The 24,341-nt window shown below is 71.9% G+C and carries 17 protein-coding genes; 9 read left to right on the top strand and 8 right to left on the bottom strand.

Annotated elements, in window-relative coordinates:
* Positions 1–215: 215 nt before the first annotated feature.
* The 4 genes from ABZX65_RS13550 to ABZX65_RS13535 all read left to right on the top strand — a co-directional run bounded on the left by ABZX65_RS13550 (position 216) and on the right by ABZX65_RS13535 (position 4,843).
* Positions 216–428 carry a heavy-metal-associated domain-containing protein gene (locus ABZX65_RS13550; protein WP_188279701.1) on the top strand — a complete coding sequence of 71 codons (213 nt, stop codon included), beginning with the start codon at positions 216–218 and terminating at the stop codon, positions 426–428.
* A 92-nt stretch (positions 429–520) separates the two neighbouring features.
* A complete protein-coding gene (locus ABZX65_RS13545; RefSeq protein WP_355337745.1) occupies positions 521–2,806 on the top strand; it encodes a heavy metal translocating P-type ATPase in 2,286 nt (761 codons plus the stop codon).
* A gap of 28 nt (positions 2,807–2,834) precedes the next feature.
* Complete coding sequence (locus ABZX65_RS13540) at positions 2,835–4,016, top strand: winged helix DNA-binding domain-containing protein (protein WP_355337742.1); 1,182 nt, start codon at positions 2,835–2,837, stop codon at positions 4,014–4,016.
* Between the two features lie 113 nt (positions 4,017–4,129).
* Positions 4,130–4,843, top strand: a complete 714-nt coding sequence (locus ABZX65_RS13535) for a rhomboid-like protein (RefSeq protein WP_355337739.1) — start codon at positions 4,130–4,132, stop codon at positions 4,841–4,843.
* Here the strand turns inward: ABZX65_RS13535 and ABZX65_RS13530 are convergent.
* The gene (locus ABZX65_RS13530) at positions 4,827–7,454 is read right to left on the bottom strand and encodes a D-alanyl-D-alanine carboxypeptidase (protein ID WP_355337736.1); all 2,628 of its coding nucleotides are present in this window, start codon (positions 7,452–7,454) and stop codon (positions 4,827–4,829) included. The two genes, ABZX65_RS13535 and ABZX65_RS13530, sit on opposite strands and share 17 nt — an antisense overlap.
* A 253-nt stretch (positions 7,455–7,707) precedes the next feature.
* Here ABZX65_RS13530 and ABZX65_RS13525 point away from each other — a divergent pair, with 253 nt between their 5' ends.
* The 3 genes from ABZX65_RS13525 to ABZX65_RS13515 all read left to right on the top strand — a co-directional run bounded on the left by ABZX65_RS13525 (position 7,708) and on the right by ABZX65_RS13515 (position 10,027).
* The gene (locus ABZX65_RS13525; protein WP_355337733.1) at positions 7,708–8,409 is read left to right on the top strand and encodes a GPP34 family phosphoprotein; all 702 of its coding nucleotides are present in this window, start codon (positions 7,708–7,710) and stop codon (positions 8,407–8,409) included.
* 378 nt (positions 8,410–8,787) lie between these two features.
* Complete coding sequence (locus tag ABZX65_RS13520) at positions 8,788–9,645, top strand: helix-turn-helix transcriptional regulator (RefSeq protein WP_355337730.1); 858 nt, start codon at positions 8,788–8,790, stop codon at positions 9,643–9,645.
* A 172-nt stretch (positions 9,646–9,817) separates the two neighbouring features.
* On the top strand, positions 9,818–10,027 hold the full coding sequence (locus tag ABZX65_RS13515) for a DUF397 domain-containing protein (RefSeq protein WP_355337727.1): 210 nt from the start codon (positions 9,818–9,820) through the stop codon (positions 10,025–10,027).
* 179 nt (positions 10,028–10,206) lie between these two features.
* On the opposite strand, the gene ABZX65_RS13510 is transcribed toward ABZX65_RS13515, so the two are convergent.
* Positions 10,207–11,085, bottom strand: coding sequence for a hypothetical protein (locus ABZX65_RS13510; protein ID WP_355337724.1), 879 nt, complete (start codon positions 11,083–11,085; stop codon positions 10,207–10,209).
* A 95-nt stretch (positions 11,086–11,180) separates the two neighbouring features.
* Between ABZX65_RS13510 and ABZX65_RS13505 the strand changes: the two genes are divergently transcribed.
* Complete coding sequence (locus tag ABZX65_RS13505) at positions 11,181–12,371, top strand: PLP-dependent aminotransferase family protein (protein WP_355337721.1); 1,191 nt, start codon at positions 11,181–11,183, stop codon at positions 12,369–12,371.
* Positions 12,372–12,467: 96 nt separating this feature from the next.
* Here the strand turns inward: ABZX65_RS13505 and ABZX65_RS13500 are convergent, their stop codons facing one another.
* The gene (locus ABZX65_RS13500) at positions 12,468–13,256 is read right to left on the bottom strand and encodes an SDR family oxidoreductase (protein WP_355337718.1); all 789 of its coding nucleotides are present in this window, start codon (positions 13,254–13,256) and stop codon (positions 12,468–12,470) included.
* Positions 13,257–13,688: 432 nt separating this feature from the next.
* Here ABZX65_RS13500 and ABZX65_RS13495 point away from each other — a divergent pair, with 432 nt between their 5' ends.
* On the top strand, positions 13,689–15,260 hold the full coding sequence (locus ABZX65_RS13495) for a sodium:solute symporter family protein (RefSeq protein ID WP_355337716.1): 1,572 nt from the start codon (positions 13,689–13,691) through the stop codon (positions 15,258–15,260).
* 69 nt (positions 15,261–15,329) lie between these two features.
* Here ABZX65_RS13495 and ABZX65_RS13490 read toward each other — a convergent pair whose 3' ends face one another.
* The 5 genes from ABZX65_RS13490 to ABZX65_RS13470 all read right to left on the bottom strand — a co-directional run bounded on the left by ABZX65_RS13490 (position 15,330) and on the right by ABZX65_RS13470 (position 24,206).
* Entirely contained in the window at positions 15,330–16,433 is a 1,104-nt protein-coding gene (locus tag ABZX65_RS13490) for an ADP-ribosylglycohydrolase family protein (RefSeq protein WP_355337713.1), read from the bottom strand.
* 243 nt (positions 16,434–16,676) lie between these two features.
* On the bottom strand, positions 16,677–17,921 hold the full coding sequence (locus tag ABZX65_RS13485) for a phosphodiester glycosidase family protein (protein ID WP_355337710.1): 1,245 nt from the start codon (positions 17,919–17,921) through the stop codon (positions 16,677–16,679).
* A gap of 132 nt (positions 17,922–18,053) precedes the next feature.
* The gene (locus ABZX65_RS13480) at positions 18,054–20,633 is read right to left on the bottom strand and encodes a bifunctional FO biosynthesis protein CofGH (protein ID WP_355337707.1); all 2,580 of its coding nucleotides are present in this window, start codon (positions 20,631–20,633) and stop codon (positions 18,054–18,056) included.
* Positions 20,634–20,747: 114 nt separating this feature from the next.
* A complete protein-coding gene (locus ABZX65_RS13475; RefSeq protein ID WP_355337704.1) occupies positions 20,748–21,575 on the bottom strand; it encodes a TIGR03619 family F420-dependent LLM class oxidoreductase in 828 nt (275 codons plus the stop codon).
* Positions 21,576–21,623: 48 nt separating this feature from the next.
* On the bottom strand, positions 21,624–24,206 hold the full coding sequence (locus ABZX65_RS13470) for a hypothetical protein (protein WP_355337701.1): 2,583 nt from the start codon (positions 24,204–24,206) through the stop codon (positions 21,624–21,626).
* Positions 24,207–24,341: the final 135 nt, after the last annotated feature.

Below are 24,341 nucleotides of genomic sequence, written 5' to 3'. Positions count from 1 at the left end.
CCTCCTGGTGAAAGAGCTGGTCGCGTCCCTGCCACGGGTACGCGCCGACGCGTCCAGCCTAGGCGAGCGCCCGGCGCGCCGGGACCGGCGGGGCGCCCGGAGTGCCGAAGATCTCAGCTTCGTGGAATACCCCTAGGGGGTATATGGTTGTTCCCGGCGGACGGAGAAGCACGTCCGCACAAGCAGGCACGCACGCACGTATCGAGGAGAACACCATGAGCGAGGCCGTCTACTCCGTGTCCGGGATGAGCTGCGGTCACTGCGAGTCCGCGATCACCAAGGAGGTCACCGCGATTCCCGGTGTCACCTCCGTCAAGGCGGTCGCCTCGACCGGTCTGCTGACCGTCGCGTCCGAGCAGCCGGTGGACGACGAGTCGGTGCGCGCCGCCGTGGACGAGGCGGGTTACGAACTGGTCGGCCGCGCCTGACCGGCACTTCGCGGCCTCCACGGCGGGGGCCGGGGGCAGGGGCCGGGCGGCGGGAAAGGTACGACGGGGACACGAGGGGAGCGGGAGTGGCCATGACCACGGCGGCGAAGGACGGCGGGACGGCGGCGGCCGAGCAGGCGGTCGAGCTGGAGATCGGCGGCATGACGTGCGCGTCCTGCGCCGCGCGGATCGAGAAGAAGCTCAACCGGATGGACGGCGTCAGCGCCACCGTCAACTACGCGACCGAGAAGGCCAAGGTGGCGTACGCCGAGGGAGTCGCGGTCGGCGATCTCATCGCGACCGTCGAGGCCACCGGGTACACCGCCGCGCTCCCCCCGCCCCCGCTCGCGCCCCCGGCCGACGCCGACGGGACCGCCGCCGGCCCGGCGCGCGACCCCGAATCGATCTCCCTGCGGGAGCGGTTGATCACCGCCGTCGTCCTCGCCGTGCCGGTCGTCGCGCTGTCGATGGTCCCGGCGCTCCAGTTCGACAACTGGCAGTGGCTGGCGCTGACGCTCGCCTCACCGGTCGTGGTCTACGCGGGCTGGCCCTTCCACCGCGCCGCCTGGACGAATCTGCGGCACGGCGCCGCCACCATGGACACCCTGGTGTCGGTCGGCACCCTCGCCGCGTACGGCTGGTCCCTGTGGGCGCTGTTCTTCGGCGACGCGGGCATGTCCGGCATGAAGGACTCCTTCGACCTCACCGTCTCGCGCGGCGGCGGCAGCGGCCACATCTATCTGGAGGCGGCGGCCGGGGTCACCGCGTTCATCCTGGCCGGGCGGTACTTCGAGGCCCGCGCCAAGCGGAAGGCGGGGGCGGCGCTGCGCGCGCTGCTCGAACTGGGCGCCAGGGACGTCGCGGTGCTCCGCGACGGGCGGGAAGTGCGTATCCCCGTCGGCGAGTTGGCGGTCGGCGACCGCTTCGTCGTACGCCCCGGCGAGAAGATCGCCACCGACGGCGTCGTCCGCGACGGGGGCTCCGCCGTCGACGCGTCGATGCTCACCGGGGAGTCCGTACCGGTCGAGGTCGGACCCGGCTCGCGGGTCACCGGCGCCACCGTCAACGCGGGCGGGCGCATCGTCGTCGAGGCCGAGCGGATCGGCGCCGACACCCAACTCGCCCGTATGGCACGGCTGGTGGAGGACGCGCAGAACGGCAAGGCCGCCGCGCAGCGGCTCGCCGACCGGATCTCGGCCGTCTTCGTGCCCGTGGTGATCGTGCTGGCGCTCGGCACGCTCGCCTTCTGGCTGCTGACCGGGGAGGGCGCGACCGCCGCCTTCACCGCGGCCGTCTCCGTCCTCATCATCGCCTGCCCGTGCGCGCTCGGGCTCGCCACGCCGACCGCGCTCATGGTCGGCACCGGGCGCGGCGCGCAGCTCGGCATCCTCATCAAGGGGCCCGAGGTGCTGGAGTCGACGCGGGCCGTCGACACGGTCGTGCTGGACAAGACCGGGACGGTCACGACCGGGTCGATGACGCTGACCGGGGTGCGTGTGTCGGGAGCCGAGGAGGCCGACGTCCTGCGGCTGGCGGGCGCGCTGGAGGACGCCTCCGAGCACCCGATCGCGCGGGCCGTCGCCGCCGGGGCGCGCGAGGCGGCCGGTGAACTGCCGCCGGTCACGGACTTCGAGAACGTCCCCGGCCTCGGTGTGCGCGGTGTCGTCGAGGGCCACGAGGTGCTGGTCGGCCGCGAGCGGCTGCTGAGCGGGCGCGGGCTCGTCCTGCCCGCCGACCTCGCCGAGGCCAAGGCGGCGGCCGAGGCGCACGGCGGCACGGCGGTCGTCGTGGGCTGGGACGGGCGGGCGCGGGCCGTGCTCGTCGTCGCCGACGCCGTCAAGCCGACGAGCGCGGAGGCCGTCCGGCGGCTGCGGGCGCTCGGCCTGCGGCCGATGCTGCTCACAGGGGACAACGCGGCCGTCGCGGCGGCCGTCGCCGCCGAGGTCGGCATCGACGCGGCCGACGTCTTCGCGGATGTCCTCCCGGAGGACAAGGTCGCCGTCGTCCGGCGCCTCCAGGCCGAGGGGCGCAGCGTCGCCATGGTCGGCGACGGTGTGAACGACGCCGCCGCGCTCGCCCAGGCCGACCTCGGGCTCGCCATGGGCACCGGCACCGACGCCGCCATCGAGGCCGGGGACCTCACCCTGGTCCGCGGTGACCTGCGCGTGGCCGCCGACGCCATCCGCCTCGCGCGGCGCACGCTCGGCACCATCAAGTCCAATCTCTTCTGGGCCTTCGGCTACAACGTCGCCGCTCTGCCGCTGGCGGCGGCGGGGCTGCTCAACCCGATGATCGCGGGCGCGGCCATGGCCTTCTCCTCCGTCTTCGTCGTGGCCAACAGCCTGCGCCTGCGCGGCTTCCGGCCGCTGAGCCGGTAGTGACGGCGGGGCGTGTGAGCATGAGGTCATGAGCGGAACGCGGCGGCGACAGGTCGGGGACGAGGAGCGGCGGGGGCGGCTGGTGCGGCGGCAGCTCCGGGCCGTGGGCACCTGCGAGGAGGTCGCCGACGCGCTCGTGGCGCTGCACGCGACCGATCCGGCGACGGTGTTCCTGACGGTGGCGGCGCGGCTGCGCGAGCCGGGCGACGGCGTCGGGGCGCTGGAGGAGGCGCTGTACGGGGAGACCGGGTCGCTGGTGCGGATGCTGGCGATGCGGCGCACGATGTTCGTCGTGGGCCGGGCGGCGGCGCCGGGGGTGTACGCGGCGGCCGGGCGGCAGATCGCGGCGAAGGAGCGCAAGGGGCTGCTGGCGTTCCTGGCGGAGGGCGGCGGCTGGGACGAGGCGTGGCTGGAAGACGTCGAGGCGCGGGTGCGCGCGGCGCTCGACGCGCACGGCGAGACCAGCGGCGCGGGGCTGTCGAAGCTGGTGCCCGAGCTGCGCGAGCAGGTGCTGGTGGCGGCGGGCAAGCCGTACGAGGCGCGGCAGAACGTGGCGAGCCGGATCATCAGGACGATGGCCGCCGAGGGCCGGATCGAGCGGCGCAGGCCGGCCGGGTCGTGGACGAGCAGCCAGTTCCGGTGGGCGAACGCCGAGCCGCTGCCCGACGTGCCGGTGGCCGAGGCGCGCGCCGGGGTGGTGAAGGCGTGGCTGGGGGCGTACGGGCCGGGGACGGCGGCCGATCTGAAGTGGTGGACGGGCTGGTCGCTGACGGAGGTGCGCAAGGCGCTCGCGGCGGTCGGCGCCGAGGAAGTGCTGCTGGACGGGGACGCCGTCGGCCACGTACTGCCCGGTGACGCCGGGCCGTCGGCGGACGCGCCGCCGCCCGCCGCGACGCTGCTGCCCGCGCTGGACCCGACGCCCATGGGGTGGCAGGAGCGCGACTGGTTCCTGCCGCGCGAGCACCGCGCGTCCCTCTTCGACCGCTCGGGCAACGTCGGGCCCACCGTGTGGTGGGGCGGCGAGGTGATCGGCGGCTGGGCGCACCGCGCGGACGGCACTGTCGCCTGGCGGCTGCTGGCCGACCGGGGCGCGCGGGCGGCGGACGCGGTCGAGGCGGCGGCGGAGCGTCTCACCGCCTTTCTCGCGGGCGGCGGTGTGACCGTCACACCGCGATTCCGCACCCCTTTGGAGCGCGAACTGTCCGCGTGACCCGGCCGGGACCCGCGCACCGGGCCGGGACCCGCGCACCCGCTGGACTCGGTAGGCCGCGCTTACGCGCGGCGCGGCCGTATAAACCTCGCTTTCCGGACAGAATCCGGAGCGTGCATCTCCCCTCACGCCTCTCGCGTGTCACCCGCGCCGTGGCCCGCGCCGTGTGGGCGTACATCCGCAGCGCCCCCGGCACGTACATCTGGCTGGCGATCCTGTTCTTCACCACGGTCGCGATCCACCGGATGGCGCCCGCCACGGTGGACGACTTCCTGCGGCTGCGGTCGACGAACATCCGCAATCTGTCGAGCCAGCCGGTCCGCGCCCTGGTGCGCAGCGCGCTGTGGACCGACGGCGGCGGATGGCTGCCGTACGTGCTGCTCTACACGGTCTTCCACGCCACCGCCGAGCGCTGGCTGGGCACCTGGCGGTGGCTCGCGGTCGTGCTGATCGGGCACGTCGCGGCGACGTACATCAGTGAGGGCGTGCTGCTGTGGGCGATCCGGCACGGGCACGCGCCGCAGTCGGCCGCCGAGACCCTCGACGTGGGCGTCAGTTACGGGCTGGCGGCGGTCGAGGCGGTGCTGACCTGGGCGGTCACGATGCCCTGGCGGTACCTGTACGGCGCCTGCGTGCTGCTCTTCTACGGGCTCGCGCTGGGCGAGGGCCGCACCTTCACCGACGTCGGGCACTTCACGTCAGTGCTGCTCGGCCTGGCCTGCTACCCGCTGACACGCGGACGGCCGGGTCGGATCGACCCGGCCGCCGCGTACCGGAGCCTGCGCGGTGCCGCCCGCGGGCGGCTCGGGGTCAGCCGACCCGGGTGAGCTTCGTGCCGAACGACGGCTCGCTCAGGTCGGACTGGAGGACGACCGGCACCGTGGTGCGGGCCGAGCCGGTGCCGAAGCCGATCGTGCCCACCTCGGCGCCGGACGTCGCGGTGTGCGGCAGCCCGTCCTTGAGGGGGGTCAGCGACAGCGTCGTCCTCAGGCCCGGCCAGCCGACGGCCTTCAGGTCCTTGCTCGCCACGACCGGCGTGTGACCGCCGAGCCCGTCGTCCACATAGCCGACGACCTCGCCCTTCTTCACTATCGTCGACGACGTCAGGCCGCCCTGCACGGAGTTGATCAGCTTCTGCGAGTTGACCAGCGCCGCCTGGAGGCTGTCGTAGACGGTCGTGCCGCCGCGCTGCTGGAGGACGACGCCGAGGATCAACTGGTCCTTGCCGTCGACCTTCTTGTTCGCCGCCCACATCAGGGCGCCCCCCGCGGGGGTGCTCGAACCGGTCTTGATGCCGATCACACCCACGTTGACCAGGTCGTTGTTGTTGTTGTAGATCGTGCCGACGCCGGGGATGTCGATGTTCGGCTGCGCGACGACCGACCGGAACACGTCGTTCTTCATGACCTCGCGGGCCAGCTTCAACTGGTCGACGGCGGTGCTCCGCGTGGTCTCCTCGAAGCCGCTCGCGCCGGTGTACGTGGTGTTGGTCATGCCGAGGTCGGCGGCGGCCTTCGTCATCTTCGTGACGAACGCCTCCTGGGTGCCGGAGTCCCAACGCGCCAGCAGGCGGGCGATGTTGTTGCCCGAGGGGATCAGCAGCAGTTGCAGCATTTGCCGCTCGGTGAACTGCTGGCCCTTCTTGACCTGCGCGGTCGACTCGTCGCTCGAACTCGCCTCGTCGGCCGCCTGCGCGTCCACGGGGATCGTCGGACCGGTCTGCTTACCCGTCAGCGGGTGGTCGCGCAGGATCAGATACGCGGTCATCACCTTGGTGACGCTCGCGATCGGCACCGGGGTCTGCGCGCCGTGCACGCCGAGCGAGCCCAGGCCCTCGACCTCGGCCACCGACTGGCCCTGCGACGGCCACGGCATGGACTGCGGCAGCGGCGTGCCGTCGAAGGTGTACGAGGAGGCCGCGGTCAGCGCCATCGACGGCGCCGGCAGCGGGCGCAGCGCCTGCACCACGACGAACACGATCGCCAGCAGCACCACCAGCGGGGTCCAGATCTTGAACCGGCGCGCGACCGTCCGCAGCACCGTCTGGCGCGGCGGCGGGGTGTTCGTCAGCTCCGCGAGCAGCTTCAGCGGCGCCTCGGGCTCCGGCGGCACGGGCATCGACCGCGTCCCGTCGGGCCCGGCCGCCGCGCCGTCCGGCGAGGCCGCCGTGGGGGTGCCGATCGCGGACGGGCTCCCGGCGTACGGGGGCAGCGGCGCGCCCCCGGCGGGCTTCGGCGGGGCGGACGGCTGCCCGATCGGGCCCGCGGCCGGACTCTCCGAGGGCTTCACGGGGCCCGTACGCGGCTTGGCGGACGCCGGGGGCGGCTGGGGCGCCTCATAGGGCGCGGAGGCGCCAGAGGGCGCGCTACGGGCTCCTGAGGCGCCTTCCGCGCCCTGCGCCGCCGGGCGCTCGGCGGGGAGATCGGACACAAGCGGGCGCAGGACGGAGGCGCTCCGGGCGCCGGGGCCCTTGGGGGCGTTGTCCTCGGGGGCGCTCTCGGGGGCGTCCTGCGAGATGTTCTCGGAGGTGTTCCTGGACGCGGAGCTGTCGCCGTCCTCGGGCGCGGAGCTGTCGGAGCCCTCCGGAGCGGCGTCCTCGGCGTCACCGGCAGAGGGCGCGGCGTCGGCGGCGTCGGTCGAGGTCGCCGGGGCGGCGTCCTCGGGGTCTGCGGGGTCCGCGTCCTCGGATTCCTGACCGTCGCCGGAGGGCGGGGCCGCGTCCGATACGTCGCCCGGTACGTCGCCCTGTACGTCGCCCTGTACGTCGTCGGGGTCGGCCTCGGTCACGGCCTCGGCGCCGTTCACGCCGTCCGCGCCCTCGGCGCCGTTCACGCCGTCCCCGTCGGCGCCCTCAGCCGTACCGTCACCGGCCGCACCACCGCCGGCGGTGGCGCCGGCGCTCAGCAGGCCCCCGCGCCCCCCGACGCGCAGCACGGCGGTGTGCTCGTCGCGCTCCGCCGCGGGCGGCCCGGCCGGCGCGGAGTCTTCCGCTTTCGGACCCGTTTCGGAGTCCGGCCCGTCCTCGGGGGCTTCCCCGGCGGCGGAATCCGGGTCCTGGAGGTCACGATTCGGTTCCGCTTCCGGAGGCAGGACCTCCGGGGTGCGGGGCGCGGGCGGCGTCGTGGACGTAGCCGCGTCGGAGGATTCGTCTACGGCCGCTACGCCGTCCGGCGTATTCGCCGTGGAGGCGGCGGAGGAGGCGGCGGCCGGGTGGGGGCGTGCGCCGGAGCCCGCGGAGTCCGCCGATTCGGGGGGCGCGGAGGGGACGGCTCCGACCGCGGCGCCCGCGTGCTCCTCCCGTACGCCCTCCGCCACGCGTGTCCCGTGCCCCTCGGTGGGCGTCCGGAACACCACCAGCCTCGGATCAGCGGTCGACCGCTCGACCGCCTCCCCCGACGTGCCCTGCCGCTGTTCCCTGCCGGGGGACTCGCCCGCCACGCAGACCTCCTCCACACATCACGAAATGGCCGCACACATCGTGCGGGGGCGGATGCCGAATGGCGCCCATACCCCTTCAAAGCTCACACTGGCAGTGTCCCGCCGACAGGCCCGCGACCCGTCCGCGACACCACCGCCCACCCCGTAGACGAGAACGACATACCACCCGGTTCCCGTCGATAAGGCAAAGGCGCTCTCGACAGGCCGGTGTGAGAGGCGTCACCCTGTCATTCATCCACGCGGGGAGGCATGGATGGGCAAGAGCCGCAGAACAATTCCGGAAGAGCTGTTGCTGCTCGCACTGGACCCGACGACCGGGACCACGGCGCAGCCTCAATCGCTCGACCTCGGCCTCGCCGGGGCGCAGCTCGTCGAGCTGGCCCTGGCCGGACGGATAGCCCCTGACGGGGATCGTATAGCCGTGGTGCACCCACGGCCGACTGGAGATCCGACCCTGGACTCCGCTCTCGAACTGCTGCGGCGACGCGGCAGTCCGGTGCGGGCCGTCCACTGGATCGGCGGACCCCGCCTCGGGCTCCGCCAGACGTATCTCGCGCACCTGGAGCGGTGCGGCATGGTGCACGCCGTGCCCGGCCAGATGTGCGGGGTGCTGCCGACGACGCGGTACCAGGCGTCCGACAGCGCGGTCAGCCGGGAGATCCGTACCCGGCTGGACAGTGCGATCCGTACCGGCGTGCCGCCGGACCCGCGGACCGCCGCGCTCGCCGCGCTCGCCCACGCCGTGGGACTCGGCAAGCACCTCTACCCGGGCAACGAGGGCCGGTCGTCACGATCGCGCCTGCGTGACCTGATCAGGTACGACCCGATGGGCGGCCTCGTCGCGCATGCCGTGATGGATGTGCAGAACGGCGTGGCGGCGCAGCCGAAGCGGCCAGCCGCTCCGGCACCGCGAGCGGCGGGGCACAGCACCATGGCCCGCGCCGGCGCCCGTTGAGTCGGCGTGCGACAGCGAGTGGACACAGGCAGCACAGGCAGCACGTTCAGCACGTGAGAGCGCGTGCGCAGGTGAGCACGTAGCGCTCGGCAACCCCCTCATCAGGGACGGCTGCGGCGCCCGTCGGCAGGGACGGGGCACCGCAATCCGCGACCATCGCGCCGTCCTCAGCGACCCGTTCCGGGAGCCGCTGTGACGCGCGGGGCGGCGGGACTCGGAACACGTTCCGGGATTCGTCGCACCGCGCGTCGCCGTATACACCCCCGTGTACCACCGCGTACACGCCCCTGCCGGGTTACCCTCATTCGCCAGCGCGCCGATGACCGCAAGTGGCAGGCTGCTGACCATCAGTAGGTTCAGCGTGGAGGTGCACGTCCAGTGGTCGCCAACGTCAATCCCACCGTCAGGCGCCGCCGGCTGGGTTCGGAACTGCGCAAGTTGCGGGAGCAGAAGGGCATGACGGCCGAGGAGGTCGCCGCCCGGCTCCTGGTGTCGCAGTCGAAGATCAGCCGGTTGGAGAACGGGCGCCGGAGCATCAGCCAGCGCGATGTGCGCGACCTGTGCGGTGTGTACGGCGTCGAGGACGTGCGGATCGTCGACTCGCTGATGCAGATGGCCAAGGAGTCGCGCCAGCAGGGCTGGTGGCATGCCTTCGGCGACATCCCGTACAGCGTGTACATCGGCCTGGAGACCGAGGCGGCCAGTCTGAGGGTCTTCGAACCCCAGGTGGTGCCGGGCCTGTTGCAGACGCCGGAGTACGCCGCCGCGATGATCGCGGGCAATCTGCCGGAGGCCACTCCCGAACAGGTCGACAAGCGCGTCAGCGTGAGAATGCGCCGGCAGGAGCGGATCACCGACCGGGACGGGCCGCTGCGGATGTGGGCCGTGGTGGACGAGGCGGCGCTGTGCCGCAAGGTCGGCGACGAGCACGTGATGCGTGACCAGCTTCTGCATTTGGTGGAATTGAGCCATCTGCCGCATGTGACCGTGCAGGTGCTGCCGTTCGAGGCGGGCGCGCACCCCGGTCTGAGCGGGCAGTTCGCGGTACTGGAGTTCACCGACGCGACCGATGCCACGGTGGTCTATCTCGAAGGCGTCAACAGCGACCTGTACTTGGAGAAGGACACCGATGTGCAGGCGTACAGCGTGATGTACGAGCATCTGCGGGCCCAGGCGCTCAGCGCCGAACAGACCCGGCAGTTCATCACCGAAGCGGCGGAACGATACACCCGCTGAAGTGCGGGCGATACGGTACACCCCCGCTCACTCCCATTGGAAGAGTTACTGGGAATATGCCATCCACTTGGGTGAAGTGGCTCACCGGTCCGTGATGTTGGCTAGTAGCGTCGAGCGCGTAGTCAGGCAATGGCGTACCTCGCCGCCGCCATCAGCACAGACCGGAGCAGAGATGGCAATCAAGCTGGGCAGTACTCCCGCGTGGATGAAGTCCTCGCGGTCCACCGGAAATGGCGCCTGTGTCGAAGTGAAGTCCCCGGCCGTCGAGTCGGTCGTGGTCCGCGACTCCAAGGACCCGCAGGGTCCGGTCCTCAGCTTTTCCCCTGAGGCGTGGACCGCGTTCGTCACGGACGTCGACCGAGGCGCGTTCACGATCAACTAGTACAGCGCGCGCACCTTCAGCAGTACCGCAGAAGAGCCCTCTCGTCTGGCCGCCGTCCTAGCCGAGGGGGCTCACTGCTGTCCTGATGTTCCGGGCCGGATGATCAACGCGGCGAACGGGGTGATCAACGCGGCGGACCGGGTGATCAACCCAGCGGACCGGGTGATCATGTCAGCGGATCAACGGAGTTGATCGACGTAGGTGTCCGTGCCGGGAATGGTCGGAATGAAGGGAGCGATGAATTCCACTTTCGCCGAGCGCCCCGCCGAGTCGGTCCGGCCGGCGATCTCGGCGGCGTGACCGGCGAAATGCTCTTCCCACCCCTCGCGTGGATCTTGTTGCAGGAACCACAGGAGGGTGAGCCGGGTTTCGACGCCTTCGACCTGTTTCACATAAGACATCCGGTCGAGCGGCAGCGCAGTGGGCGTGAAGATCACCACCATCGCCGCCGGTGATCCGGCGAGCTTCTTCGGCAGGTGGCGGGCCCGCAGCCATTCCAGCAATTCGTCCCGGCCTTCCGCGGATTCCGCTTCCAGCACTTCGAGGACGAGTCCGCGGTACGGGTGGTCGAGCGCGTGGATGTCGCGCGGACCGGCGGCGCCGTCCCGGTAGACGCTCGCGGCGCGGTCCTGGAAGGCGGTGAAGACGTGGGTGCGGTCGTGGTAGACGCGGGCGTCGCGATTGAGCCGCTTGTTGATGCCGACCGTCCACCGCATGTGCGCGTCGTAGCGGCCCGCGGTGATCCAGTACAGCGACAGGTAGCAGCCCGCGGTGACCGGCCGCGCGACCGCGGAGTCCGCGGGGTACCGCAGGTCCAGCAGCGGCCGCGTGGCCACCCAGCGGCGCCCGGCGTACAGCCAGGGCATCGCCATCGCACCGGCGATGAAGTGGTCGTCCTCGTACCACCGGTTGTACGCGTATTCGTGCCCGGCGTGCGGCTCGACCATGGTGATCAGCGCGTGCCCGACGTCGACGCCGTACGGTCCGACGGCCGCGAGCCGTCCGTACGCCTCGACGTCCGTTCCGCCGTCCGGGCCCGTTCTCACGTCCTCAGCCATGAATCTGACGCTACGTCAGCTCCGGGGAGAAGTGAAGGTGCCCGGATGCTGGAAAGTACCTGGACATGGCAACGATTCTTCGTAGGCTGCCGGACATGACCTCGACCCGAGCCGCCGTGCCCGCCCTCGCTCAACGCGCCGTCTCGGTGGGCGCCTCGCCGGTACGGGAGATCCTGGCGCTGACCGCGCGGCCGGAGGTGATCTCCTTCGCCGGCGGGCTGCCCGCGCCCGAGCTGTTCGACGCGGCGGCCATCGCGGAGGCGTACGCCCGCGTCCTGGCCGAGCAGCCGCACAAGGTGCTCCAGTACTCGACGACCGAGGGCGATCCCGCGCTGCGCGCGGCCGTGGCGGCCCGGCTGAGCGGGCGCGACCTGGCGACGGGCATGGACGACATCCTGGTGACCGGCGGCTCGCAGCAGGGGCTCGCGCTGATCGCGACCGCGCTGATCGAGCCCGGCGATGTGGTGCTGGTGGAGAACCCGACGTATCTGGCGGCGCTCCAGTGCTTCGGCTTCGCGGGCGCCCGGGTGGTGCCGGTGCCGACCGACGCGTACGGGGTGATCCCGGAGGCACTGGAGGAGGTGGCGCGCCGGGAACGGCCGAAACTGCTCTACCTGGTGCCCAACTTCCAGAATCCGACCGGGCGTACGCTCCCGCTCGAACGCCGCCGCGCGGTGGCCGAGGTGGCGGAGCGGCACGGGCTGTGGATCGCGGAGGACGACCCGTACGGGGATCTGCGGTTCGAGGGCGAGAGTGTGCCGTGGATCTCGGCGCTGCCCGAGGCCGCCGACCGGACGATCCTGCTCGGCAGCTTCTCCAAGATCATGTCGCCGGGGATGCGGCTGGGCTGGCTGCGGGCGCCCGCGGCGCTGCTGCGCGCCTGCGTGATCGCCAAGCAGGCCGCCGACCTGCACACCTCGACCGTCGACCAGGCCGCCGCCGCGCGCTACCTCGCCGACCACGACCTGGACGTCCATCTGGACCGGGTGCGTACCGCCTACCGCGCCCGGCGCGACGCGCTGCTCGCCGGACTGCCGGCCGCGCTGCCCTCCGGCAGCACCTGGAACCGGCCCGAGGGCGGCATGTTCGTGTGGGTACGGCTGCCCGCGGGGTACGACGCGACGGCGCTGCTGCCGACCGCGGTCGGTCACGACGTGGCGTACGTACCGGGGTTGCCGTTCTTCGCGCAGGCGCCGGAGGCGGGGGCGCTGCGGATGTCCTTCACGACGCACACGCCGGAGGAGATCGGGGAAGGGCTGCGGCGGCTGGCGAAGGTCTTCGCCTGAGGCCGTTGACAGCAGGGAGCGCGGCGGCGCACACGAGGAACGGCGCGGCGCCGTACGCACGGACGGCGCGGCGCCGTACGCGTCCAACGGCGCGCGTCACCGCATCAGTTCGCCCGCGTTGACGAGCAGGGACTGTCCGGTGATCGCGCGGGCGCGGTCGGAGGCGAGGAACACGGCGGCCTCCGCCACGTCGCCGTCGGTGGCCAGCTCGGGCAGTGCCATGCGGCGGGCGAGGCGGGCCAGCACCTCGTCCTCGCCGACGCCCTCGGCGCGTGCGGTGAGCGCGACGAAGGACCGCACGGGCGGCCCCCACATCCAGCCGGGCAGCACGGTGTTGACCCGGATCCGGTACGGGCCCAGCTCGCGCGCGAGTGAGTACATCGCGGAGGTGAGGGCGCCCTTGGAGGCCGCGTACGCCGCCTGGCGGACCTGGCTGGGCGCCGCGACCGCGGACTGGGTGCCGATGAACACGACGGAGCCGCCGCGCTCCTGGCGCTTGAGGGCGGGCAGGCACGCCTGGGCGAGCCTGAGCGACCCGAGCAGATTGACGTCGAGCACCCGCTGCCAAACGGCGAAGTCCGCGTCCTCCAGGCCGCCGAAGTAGTCGTCGAGCGCGGCGACCTGGACGACGGCGTCGATCCCGCCGAACCGCTCCTGTGCCAGCGCCGCCAGCGCCTCGCACTGCGCGCCGTCGGCGATGTCGGTGGGCAGCCAGGCCGTCGAGGTGCCCGCGGGGTCGATCTCGGCCGCCGTCTTCGCCAGCCGCTCTGCGGTCCGCGCGCCCAGCACCGCCCGTCCGCCGTCGCGTACGACGGCCGCCGCCACGCGCTGCCCGAGTCCGGCGCCGACGCCGGTCACGACCACGGTCTTCCCCTTCAGCAGCATGTCGGCCTCCGCAACCGTTGTCTGACGGAGCGTCAGAATAGGGCGGGCACCCGCAGGAGGGAAGGCCGCGGCGGTCACGCTCACGTCGGCGATCGGCCGCTCCCCTCTGCGTCCGCACGGGATCCCGTATCCCGGACGGCTGCCTCCTGTGTCCCGCGCGTCCCGCGGGCCTCGTGCGACGTCCAGCGAAGTGTCCGCTCATCGTGGGTTGGTGATCAGGGTCACGACAATGCCAAGGTAGGCAAAGAGCGAGTAAAATCGTTCGGCTTTCTGATCTGAGTTCAGACTCTTGAACGCAGAGACCCTTGACCGGTCCCCCGCGCGAGGGGTTCAATCCCGGAAGTCCCCACTCCCGCACGGGGGCGACCCGCCCGGACCGGCGCCACAGCGAAGTGCGCTCCTGTTCACAAGGCGGACCCCTCTGGAGGGGACATGAACAGTCTCGACTGGACCGTGCTGATCGCGTACTTCGGCGTGATGCTCGCGATCGGACTCTGGTCCCACAAGCGCGTCGACGACGTCGGCGACTACTTCACCGCGGGCGGCAAGATGCCGTGGTGGCTGTCCGGCATCTCGCACCACATGTCGGGCTACAGCGCGGTGATGTTCACCGGTTACGCGGGCATCGCCTACACCTACGGCATCACCTCGTACGTCACCTGGTCCTTCCCGATCGCGCTCGGCATCGCCATCGGCGCCAAGCTCTTCGCGCCCCGGCTCAACCGGCTGCGCTCACGGCTGCACGTGGCCTCGCCGCTCGAATACCTCAAGAACCGCTACAACCTGACGACCCAGCAGGCGCTCGCCTGGTCCGGCGTGCTGCTCAAGATCGTGGACGTCGGCGCCAAGTGGGCCGCCATCGCGACCCTGTTGTCCGTCTTCACCGGGGTCACCATCACCCAGGGCATCGTCATCACCGGCGCGATCACCGCCGTCTACTGCACGGTCGGCGGTCTGTGGGCGGACGCGCTCACCGAACTCGGCCAGTTCGTCATCCAGTTGATCGCCGGGCTCGCGATGCTGGTCGCCGCGCTCAACAAGGTCGGCGGGATCAGCGGCATCTGGAACGTGTGGGACGAGCCCGCGCTCAAGCACCACGCCGACCCGGTCGCGGGCCCGTACACCACCGTCTTCCTGCTGGCGTACCTGTTCATCAAGACCTTCGAGTACAACGGCGGCATGTGGAACCAGGCCCAGCGCTACATGGCCACCGGCTCCGCCCGCGAGGCGACTCGCAGCGCCTGGCTGTCGTCGGCCCTGTGGTTCGTCTGGCCGGTCGTCCTCTTCTTCCCGATGTGGATCTCGCCGCTGCTGGTGCACGCCAAGAAGCCGGACGGCTCGGACTCGTACGGTCTGATGGTCGAACAGCTCCTGCCGCACGGGCTGCTGGGCCTGGTCGTGGTCGGCTTCTTCTCCCACACCATGGCCATGTGCTCCTCCGACGCGAACGCCATCGCCGCCGTCGTCACCCGCGACATCGCTCCGGCCTTCTCGAAGACCGCCCGCGAATGGTCGGCCCATGTCGGCCTGATCGCCGCCCGGTTGACCACGCTGACCTTCCTCGGCCTGTCCATGGCCGTGGCCACCCAGGTCAACTCCCCCACCTTCAAGGACATCATCACCGTCGTCATCAAGTGGGTGGCCGGTCTGATGGGGCCGATCGCGATCCCGTTCATGCTCGGACTGCTGCCGCGCTTCCGCACGTCCGGCCCGACCGCCGCCCTCACGAGCTGGGCGCTCGGCCTGTTCGCCTTCTACCTGCTCAACTACCCCGTCAACGAGGCCGTTTCGGGCGGCGTCAACCTCGAATACCAGATCTCGCTCCCGCTGGCCGTCTCGCTCGTCCTCTACATCGTCATCGGCTGGATCAAGCCGGAGGACACGCCGGAACGGGACGCGCTCCTCGCGAAGATCAACTCCGATGACGGGGGCGGCCCCGGACCGGCCTCCGTCTCCCTCCCCGAGCCCTCCTCCGAACCGACCCCCACCAAGGTCTCGGACTAGGTCCTGTCCGGCGGCTCCCCTTCCCGGGGGGAGCCCCGGCGGGGGCGGTGGTGATCCGCCGGACAGGCCCTAGGCGGCCGGGTAGCGGTCGAGCCACGCCGGGCTGGCGCCCGAAGGCCCGTGCAGGGCCGGCGCCTGCGTCATCTCCATGGCGAAGTCGTCGGCGAGCTGGAGCAGCGTGGCGCGCCCTTCCACCTCGGCGATCCACGCGGGCGGCAGCGCCGTCTCCCCGTGCTGGACGCCGAGCAGATTGCCGCAGACGGAGCCGGTGGAGTCGCTGTCGCCCGAGTGGTTGACGGCGAGCAGCAGCCCGTGGCGCACGTCCTCGGCGACCAGGGCGCAGTAGACGCCGATCGCCAGCGCCTCCTCGGCCGTCCAGCCCTCCCCCAGCGCCTCCACGCGCTGCGGCGACGGCATCCCCTGCCGTACGGCGCCCAGGGCGCCCTGGAGCGCGTCCGTCGTCTCCTGGTGGCCGGGGCGGGCGCCGAGCAGGGCGAGGGCGTGCTGGACGGAGCCGTCGAGGGCCTCGCCGCGCGCCAGGCCGTGCACGATGACGGCGAAGGCTCCGGCGGCGAGCTGCCCGGTGGGGTGGCCGTGGGTCTGGGCGGCGCACTCCACGGCGAGCTGGAAGACGAGCTGCGGCTCCCAGCCGACCAGCAGCCCGAAGGGCGCGGAGCGCATCACGGTGCCGCACCCCTTGGAGCCGGGGTTCTTCGGCTCCTCCAAGGTGCCCATCCGGTCGTCGGACAGGCCGCTCAGGCACGCCTCGCCCGGCGCTCGCCGCGCGTAGAGCCACTCCTCGCGGGCCAGCCAGCCGGTGTCCTTGCGGCGCTCGTCGGGCCCCCACTCGGTCTGGGTGGCCGACCAGCGGCGGTAGGCGCGGTGGATGTCGGTGGGCGGGTGCCAGGCGCCGGTGTCCCGGCGCACCTGGGCTCTGATCAGGCCCTCGACCGTGAACATCGTCATCTGCGTGTCGTCGGTGACCGCGCCGCGTCTGCCGTACGCCGGAACGTAGTCGGTGACGCCGTCCGTGCCGTGATTGCGCTGGATCGCCTCGAACGACTCGAACTCGACGCCCGCGCCCAGCGCGTCCCCGATCGCCCCGCCCAGCAGGCAGCCCCGCACGCGGCTGCGGAAGTCCTGCTGCTGCGCGCGACCCCAGACAGCGGTCAAAGCGGTCCCCTTCGATCAACCCCGATCCGAACCCGTTCTGCGCCAGCACGATAGCCGACGTCACCAGGAGCGGAAGGGGGCCCTGGGGTTGGTGACGCCTGTCCGCGAACGGTGCCGGTCCGATCGGATACGACCGGACGCCGGAATTGCTCTGACGCGCGACTCAGGGTGTCGGACTCGGGCGCGGGAGCCGGGTCCGCGCGTCGGGCCGCGCGACTCGGGCGTTAGGCGCACATACGCGGCTCACGTGCGCGAGAAGACGCCGATGGCGTTGGCGACCGGGCGCTCGACGCCGCCCGACGGGTGGTTGCGTACGGTCACCGCCGCCGCGCCGGGGTCGCGGGCGACCAGCGTCGTGGAACCGCCGCCGTCGAGGTTCACCGCCGAATCTGCACCCAATTCCCTCATGACGGACGCAAGTTCCGCGATGGTCAGGCCCGCGCCGGACTCGGCGGAGCCGTCCAGCGCCAGCAGGTACAGCGTGCTGCCCGACGCGTCGAAACCGGCGGCCGTACGCGTGGCCGCCGTCGCGGTGTCCAGGCCCGCGAGCGGCTGTCCGCCGCGCAGGACGGGGAAGCCGCCGACCGCGAAGACGTACGGCACGCGCGAGAGCGTCGGGGTGAGGCGGCTGTCGACCTCCGCGCGGTCGCCCACGCGCAGGGCGCGCAGTGTGTCGGCGCCCGCGTCCCGGCCGAGCAGTACGGTGCTGCCCGCGGGAATGGCTCCCGCGCCGGGCGCCTGCGCGACCGCCGCGACCCGCCCCTGACGTACCGTCACCTCGTAGGTGTCCGTGCTGCATCCGGCCCCGCGCGAGGTGTCCGTGCCGCAGACCGCCCGCTGCCGGGAGACCGTCCCCCAGTCCGCCGTGTACGCGCCGACGCCGCCGACGGGCAGCGCGTACTGGTTGTAGCCGCCCAGCGGGATGCTCCCCCGCGTGGTGCGCACCGACCCGCGCAGGTCCAGCCGGTCGAGCCGCAGCTTGCGGTCCTTGCCCATGCCGAGCACGTCGTGCGTGGTCTCCCCCGGCGGCATCGCGGGCCCGAAGCGCTGGCCGTCGGGCACGGCGGCCTTGAGGTCCCGGCCGGAACCGATCTCCGGGCCCACCGAGGAGCCGGTCGGCGCCACGCCGGGGTGCTGGTCCTCGGTGATATTGAAGAAGTCGCCGTTCACCGCGCCCACCGCCTGCCGGTCGTCGGCGAGCCCCGACACCGCCTGCCGCGCCGCCACCGACCCCGGCGTCAACAGGTCGAGCCGCGTACGGGATTCGCGCAGATCCACCGCCAGCACATGCCCGTGCACGGTCCCCCGCGAGGCCGCCACCGAGAACTCCCGGTACTCCACGCCCGGCCCGAGCCGCTCCACCCGCTCGTACGGCGGCCCGCCGCCGGTGCCGCTGTCCGCCGCGACGGCCGACGCCCCCGCCAGTCCCCCGGCGAGCACCCCCGCCGCGACCGCCAGGGCCACGCCCGCCCGCCCGCTCCACGCCACTGCTCCCCCAAGGGTGTCTCAGGTCCCGTGTATCCCACAGGACTCCACCACCCCCGCACTCCCCGCACCGGAACACGGTGAAACGCGGCCATGACGGTGGTGCGAATTCACCCCTCAGGTGCGCGGCGGGCGTCAGTCGCCCAGGACCGGGAGGAGATCGGGGAGGTGGCCGTCGGAGGCGAGACCGGTGGTGATGCGCTCTTCGGGGACCTGACCGTAGAGGGTGGTGCGCTGGCGGGAGGGGCGGCCCGCGGCCTCGGCGATGGCGACGAGGTCGCGGATGGAGCGGTAGGAGCCGTAACTGGAGCCCGCCATACGGGAGATGGTCTCCTCCATCAGCGTGCCGCCGAGGTCGTTGGCACCGGAGCGGAGCATTTCGGCGGCGCCGTCCGCGCCGAGCTTGACCCAACTGGTCTGGATGTTGGTGATGTGCGGGTGGAGCAGCAGGCGGGCCATGGCGGTGACGGCCCGGTTGTCGCGGGCGGTCGGGCCGGGGCGGGCGATGCCCGCGAGGTAGACCGGGGCGTTGGTGTGGATGAAGGGGAGGGTGACGAATTCGGTGAAGCCGCCGGTCTCCTTCTGGATCTCCGCGAGCAGCCGGAGGTGGCCGAGCCAGTGGTGGGGCTGGTCGACGTGGCCGTACATCATGGTGGACGAGGACCGTATGCCCAGCGCGTGGGCGGCCTTGACGACCTCGATCCAGGTGGCGGTGGGCAGCTTGCCCTTGGTGAGGACCCAGCGGACCTCGTCGTCCAGGATCTCGGCGGCGGTGCCGGGGATGGAGTCCAGGCCCGCTTCCTTGGCGGCGGCCAGCCAGTCGCTGATCGACAGGCCGGTGCGCGTCGCGCCGTTGACGACCTCCATCGGCGAGAAGGCGTGCATGTGCATGCCGGGGACGCGGGCCTTGACCGCGCGCGCGATGTCGAAATAGGCGGTGCCGGGCAGGTCGGGGTGGATGCCGCCCTGCATGCACACCTCGGTGGCGCCGACCTGCCAGGCCTGCTCGGCGCGGTCGGCGACCTGGTCGAGGGAGAGGGTGTACGCGTCGGCGTCGGTGCGGCGCTGCGCGAAGGCGCAGAAACGGCAGCCGGTGTAGCAGACGTTGGTGAAGTTGATGTTGCGGGTGACGATGTACGTCACCTCGTCGCCGACGACCGCGCGCCGCAGGTCGTCCGCGATCCGGCACAGCGCGTCCAGGGCGGGGCCGTCCGCGTGCAGCAGGGCCAGCGCCTCGGCGTCGGTGAGCCGGGTCGGGTCGTCGGCGGCCACCGACAGGGCCTGCTTGACGTCGGCGTCCACCCGGTCGGGGACCATGCCGGGCGCGGCCTGCTCGCGCAGTTCGGCCCAGTCGCCGTACACCTCGTCGAAGTCGTCGCGGCGGTCGGCCGTACGTCCTTCGGTGTCGATCGTGCGGTGCAGGTCGGTGCGGCCCGTGGCGGCCGAGGTGAAGCCCTCGTCCGGCTCCTGCCACGGGCGGCCCACGACCGGCGCGTCCTCGTCCGCCAGACCGGTGGCGGGGTCGGCGAGCGCCGTGACGTGCGGGATCAGGCGCGGGTCCAGCCAGGGCTCGCCGCGCTGGACGAACTCCGGGTAGATGGTGAGGCGTTCGCGGAGCGCGAAGCCCGACTCGGCCGTACGGGCGGCCAGTTCGTCGATCTGCGGCCACGGGCGCTCGGGGTTGACGTGGTCGGGGGTGAGCGGGGAGACGCCGCCCCAGTCGTCGATGCCGGCCTCGATGAAGCGCGCGTACTCGCCGTCCACCAGATTCGGCGGCGCCTGGATGCGGGCGGACGGGCCGAGCACGATCCTGGCCACCGCGATGGCCGCCGCCAGCTCCTCCAGCTCCGCGTCCGGCATGCCGCGCATGGCGGTGTCCGGCTTGGCGCGGAAGTTCTGGATGATCACTTCCTGGATGCCGTGGTAGCGGCGGGCGGTCCTGCGGATCGCGAAGAGCGACTCGGCGCGCTCCTCGTACGTCTCGCCGATGCCGATGAGGATGCCGGTGGTGAACGGCACGTTGGACCGGCCCGCGTCCTCCAGGACCCGCAGCCGTACGGCGGGCTCCTTGTCCGGCGAGCCGTAGTGCGGGGCGCCCGGCTCCGACCACAGGCGGGTGGCGGTCGTCTCCAGCATCATGCCCATGGACGGCGCGACCGGCTTGAGCCGCTGGAGGTCGGTCCAGCTCAGCACGCCCGGGTTGAGGTGCGGCAGCAGGCCCGTCTCCTCCAGCACCCGCACCGACATGGCCCGTACGTACGCCAGCGTGTCGTCGTAGCCGTGCGCGTCCAGCCACTCGCGCGCCTCGGGCCAGCGCTCCTCGGGGCGGTCGCCGAGGGTGAACAGCGCTTCTTTGCAGCCCATTTCGGCGCCGCGCCTGGCGATGTCCAGCACCTCGTCGGGCGACAAGTACATGCCGTGCCCTTCACGGCGCAGCTTGCCGGGCACGGTCACGAATGTGCAGTAATGACATTTGTCCCGGCACAGCCGGGTCAGCGGAATGAAGACCTTCCGCGAATACGTGATGACGCCCGGCCGTCCCACCGCTTCGAGGCCGGCGTCCCGCAGCCGGGCCGCGGTGCCCGCGAGTCTGGCCAGGTCCTGGCCACGGGCTTGCAGCAGGACGGCGGCCTCGCCCGTGTCCAGGGCGACACCTTCGTCCGCGCGGTGCAGGGCGCGGCGCATGGCATTGGCGGTGGGCGTCGGCGAAGTCATTCTCCGAGGATAGGCGGCCCCGCCGACAATTCGCTGGGGGCTCAGGCCGTCTTCGGCCCGAACCCCCTGTCGGCAATATCACCCGGAGATCGGACCGTCCGAGGAATACTCCGGCTACAAATACTGCGCGTAGTCGTCGAGCGCCCGCAGCACCTCGTCCGTCCCGGCCGGCGGGAGCTGGACGACGATCTCCTCGATGCCGAGGTCGCGGTAGTACGCGAGCTTGCCCGCGTCCGGGCGTACGGCCGTCGGCACCACCTCCGGGCCCTTCTCCCCGCGGCCCGCTTCCCGCCACGCGGCCCGGAGTCCGGGCAGCGACTCACCCAGACCGCCGCCTCCGATCGGCATCCACCCGTCCGCGTAATCCGTCACATGGCTGAAGAGTTTCGGGCCCGCCGCGCCGCCCACCAGGGTGCGCACCCGGCCGCCCGCCGGTTTCGGATACGCCTGGCTGGCCTGCACGGACGCGAATTCGCCCGCATAGGCGACGGGTTCGGCCGCCCACAGCGCGCGCATCGCCGCCATCCGGTCCCGTACCAGCTCGCGGCGGCGCCGCCAGTCCACCCCGTGGTCGGCGGCCTCCTCCACATTCCACCCGAAGCCCACCCCCAGCGTGAACCGCCCGCCCGACAGGTGGTCGAGCGTCGCGATCTCCTTCGCCAGCACCACCGGGTCGCGCTGCGCCACCAGCGTGATCGCCGTCCCCACCTCCAGCCGCTCGGTGACCGCCGCGACCGCGCTGAGCGCCACGAACGGGTCCAGCGTCCGCCCGTACTCCTCCGGCAGCGGCTCCCCCGCCGGATACGGCGTCGCCCGCGACACCGGAATGTGCGTGTGCTCCGGCAGATAGAGCCCGGCGAACCCGCGCTGCTCCAACTCCCGCGCGAGCCGCACCGGCCCGATGGTCTGATCGGTCAGGAAGATCGTGACGGCGATCCGCACGGGCACCTCCGGTGGATTGTCGACGGATACCGGGTGTGAACGTACATCTCAGCCGTCCGAGGTGGCGGCCCTGAGACCGCGCCGGTCGGTGAGGACTTTCTCCCAGGCCGCGAGTGACCGGTCCCGGTCCGTCCAGAACTCCCGCCGGGGAACGGCGGCGTCGAGGCCGCGTACCTCCAGCCAGCGCTGGGCGATCTCCCCGAGGCCGGGGTGACAGTCCTGTTCCTCCACATGGCTGATCAGCTCCTGCCCCGCGGCGAGGACCTCGGCGTCCGTGCCTTCGACGGCGGCGAGGAACAGCTTCACGGTCAGCACCATCCACCGGTCGGCGCCGCCACCGCTGCGCGCCAGCATCTCCTCACCGTTCGTCAGAAGTGTCAATACCTCCGCGGCCGGTTCGCGCCCGGTGCGTGCCGCCGCCCGCCAGATCAGCGTCTGCGCCACACCGACCGGCGTTCCGACGTCCTGGTTGACCTCATGGGCGTGCTCCAGCACCGTCTCGGCGTCCAGCGGACGGGCCAGCGACAGCACCATGCCCAGGTGGCGGTAGCTGGTGTCGCGGGACATGCCCGCGGCGGCCAGTTCGGCGTCGTCAGCCACCTTGCGGAGATATCTCTCGGCCGCCGCGAAGTCCCCCTGCAGAAAACTGAACTGGCCCAGGAGATCCTGGGACTGCGCGCGGCGGAAGCCCAGGGGGCTGTCGCAGTGGGGCAGCGCCCAGGTCTGGAGCCGCCGTCCGTCCCCCCGGAGCCATTGGATCCAGGCCAGGTCCTTCTCCGCGTTCTCCCGCAGGGGTCCGGGCTCGGCGGCGACCTCGGCGGTCAGCCGTTCCGCCTCGGCGTACCGGCCGAACTCCTCCAGGGTCTTGGCCAACCGGTGCGAGATGAAGAGGCGTTGGTACGGTCCGAGGCCCGGATGGGCCAGCGCCGCCTCGGTCAGCGACAGGGCCGCTGTGCGGTCGCCCGCGCTGCGCGCGGCCATCCCCTGGCAGGTGAGCGCCAACGCTCCGGCGGGGTGACTGCCGGACTGCACAGGCCAGTTCCGGGTCCCGGTGAGCACCGCCCCGAGGCCGCACAGGTCGACACCGTAGGCAAGGTCGTACAACCAGTCGGGGACACGGCTCGTGTTCAGTGTGAGGAGCCCGGCGGTGGTGAAGCCCTCGCCCAGTTCGCTCCTGTCGGTCGACGTCGGATTTCTGACCCCGCCGCGCAGCCGATCCCGGAGGTGTTCCAGGACTCGTTCGGCCGCGCCGCGCCACTCCTCCTCCGACCAGGCGTCGTCCGTGTTCCCGTCGTGGAGACGGACGGCGTTGCGGACGTACTCGTCCACGGTGTGTGTCAGCCACCTCGACGAATCGCTCTGCACCAGGGGGCGTTCGAGGAATCGCCGTACGACGGCGTCCGCCACGCTCGGGACCGCCGCCCTCAGCACGTCGGCGTCGAAGCGCTCGGCGAGAGAGGCGGCCCGCAGAAGCGCGCGCTCTTGCGCGGACAGATCACGCATCACACGGATCACCATCTCGGCGAAAGTCCCTCCGAATTGTTCCACCGCGGGGACGCGGCCTTCCGCGCTCAGTTGGTCGAAATACTCGGCCGACAACTCCAGATACAGCGGTACCCCGCCTGCCGCGTCGACAATCCGACGCCGCAACGGTGCCGGAATGGCGGGCTCCCCGTCCCTGGTCAGGCGAAGCCGCAGGTAGGTGTCGGCGTAGTCCTCCTCGAGCCCCGACAACCGGTGCTGCATGGCCGGAAGCGTGCCGGGGTCGGTGACCAGACTCGGCCAGTAGTTGGGCCCTGAGTAGTGGATGGCCGGGTGATGACCGTCGCCCCAGGTCAGCCGGTTCCGCCCCGTGATGAGGAACAGGACGTTCGGCATCAGGTAGACCAGCCGGGCCAACCGGTCCTCGAGCCCACCCGCTTCCCGGCGCCTCCCGTCGACCCGCTCGAACGTGTCGAAGAAGATGACGACGTCCAGGGATTTCCTACGGCGGTACTCGGCCAGATCCCAGGACAGGAGAGCCGGCAGGAACGGCAGCATGTCCGCGGGCGACTCGACATCCAGCAGTTCGGCGAATCCGGGACATTCCGCGAGCAGCCGGTCTTTGCGCAGATGCTCGCGGATCCTGCCCACCAGAATTCCCGCGGCCCGCCGGGCCACACCCGCGAGCGGTATCGGGCCGAGCAGCGCATCCAGTGTGCCGTCCAACTGTTCGGCCAGCGACAGGGATTCGCCGAGCCTGCCGAGCGAGGAATTCCGCGCTATCGCGGCCTCAAGAGGGACACCCGGATGGCAGCGCCGCCAGTACACGGCGAAGGCCAAGTCGAACGCGGGGCAGGAACGCATCACCTCACCGAGCGTGCCCCGCACGGCGATCACCGCGGTCTCCAGATCGGCCAGGGAGCTGTCCTCCAGGTCGATCCGGCAGGTCACGCGCCGTTCAGGACCGTCCGCCGACGCCCCGTCCAATTCCCCTTCGCGTAATCGCCGTTCCAACTGCCGGGACAGCGTCGACTTCCCGATTCCGCCCAACCCGTAGAGGACGAGGACATTGTGCCGGGGCGGCGCCGACGAACCGGCAGCGGCGGGATGGTCTCGCAGCCCCCGCAACGCCTCCTCGAACGCCGTCACATAACGGACACGATCGACGAATACGTCACCCACGGTAACGGGTGATGTTCTCCGCTGATCGAAGATTCGGTCGAGTTCCATCGCGTCGGCCCGTCCCTCCCCGGCCGAGCACTACCCGGCCAAACGGTCGCAGTT

Source organism: Streptomyces sp. NPDC003300 (assembly GCF_040610915.1).
Classification (GTDB): Bacteria; Actinomycetota; Actinomycetes; order Streptomycetales; family Streptomycetaceae; genus Actinacidiphila.
This window is presented reverse-complemented; position numbering and strand designations above follow the sequence as displayed.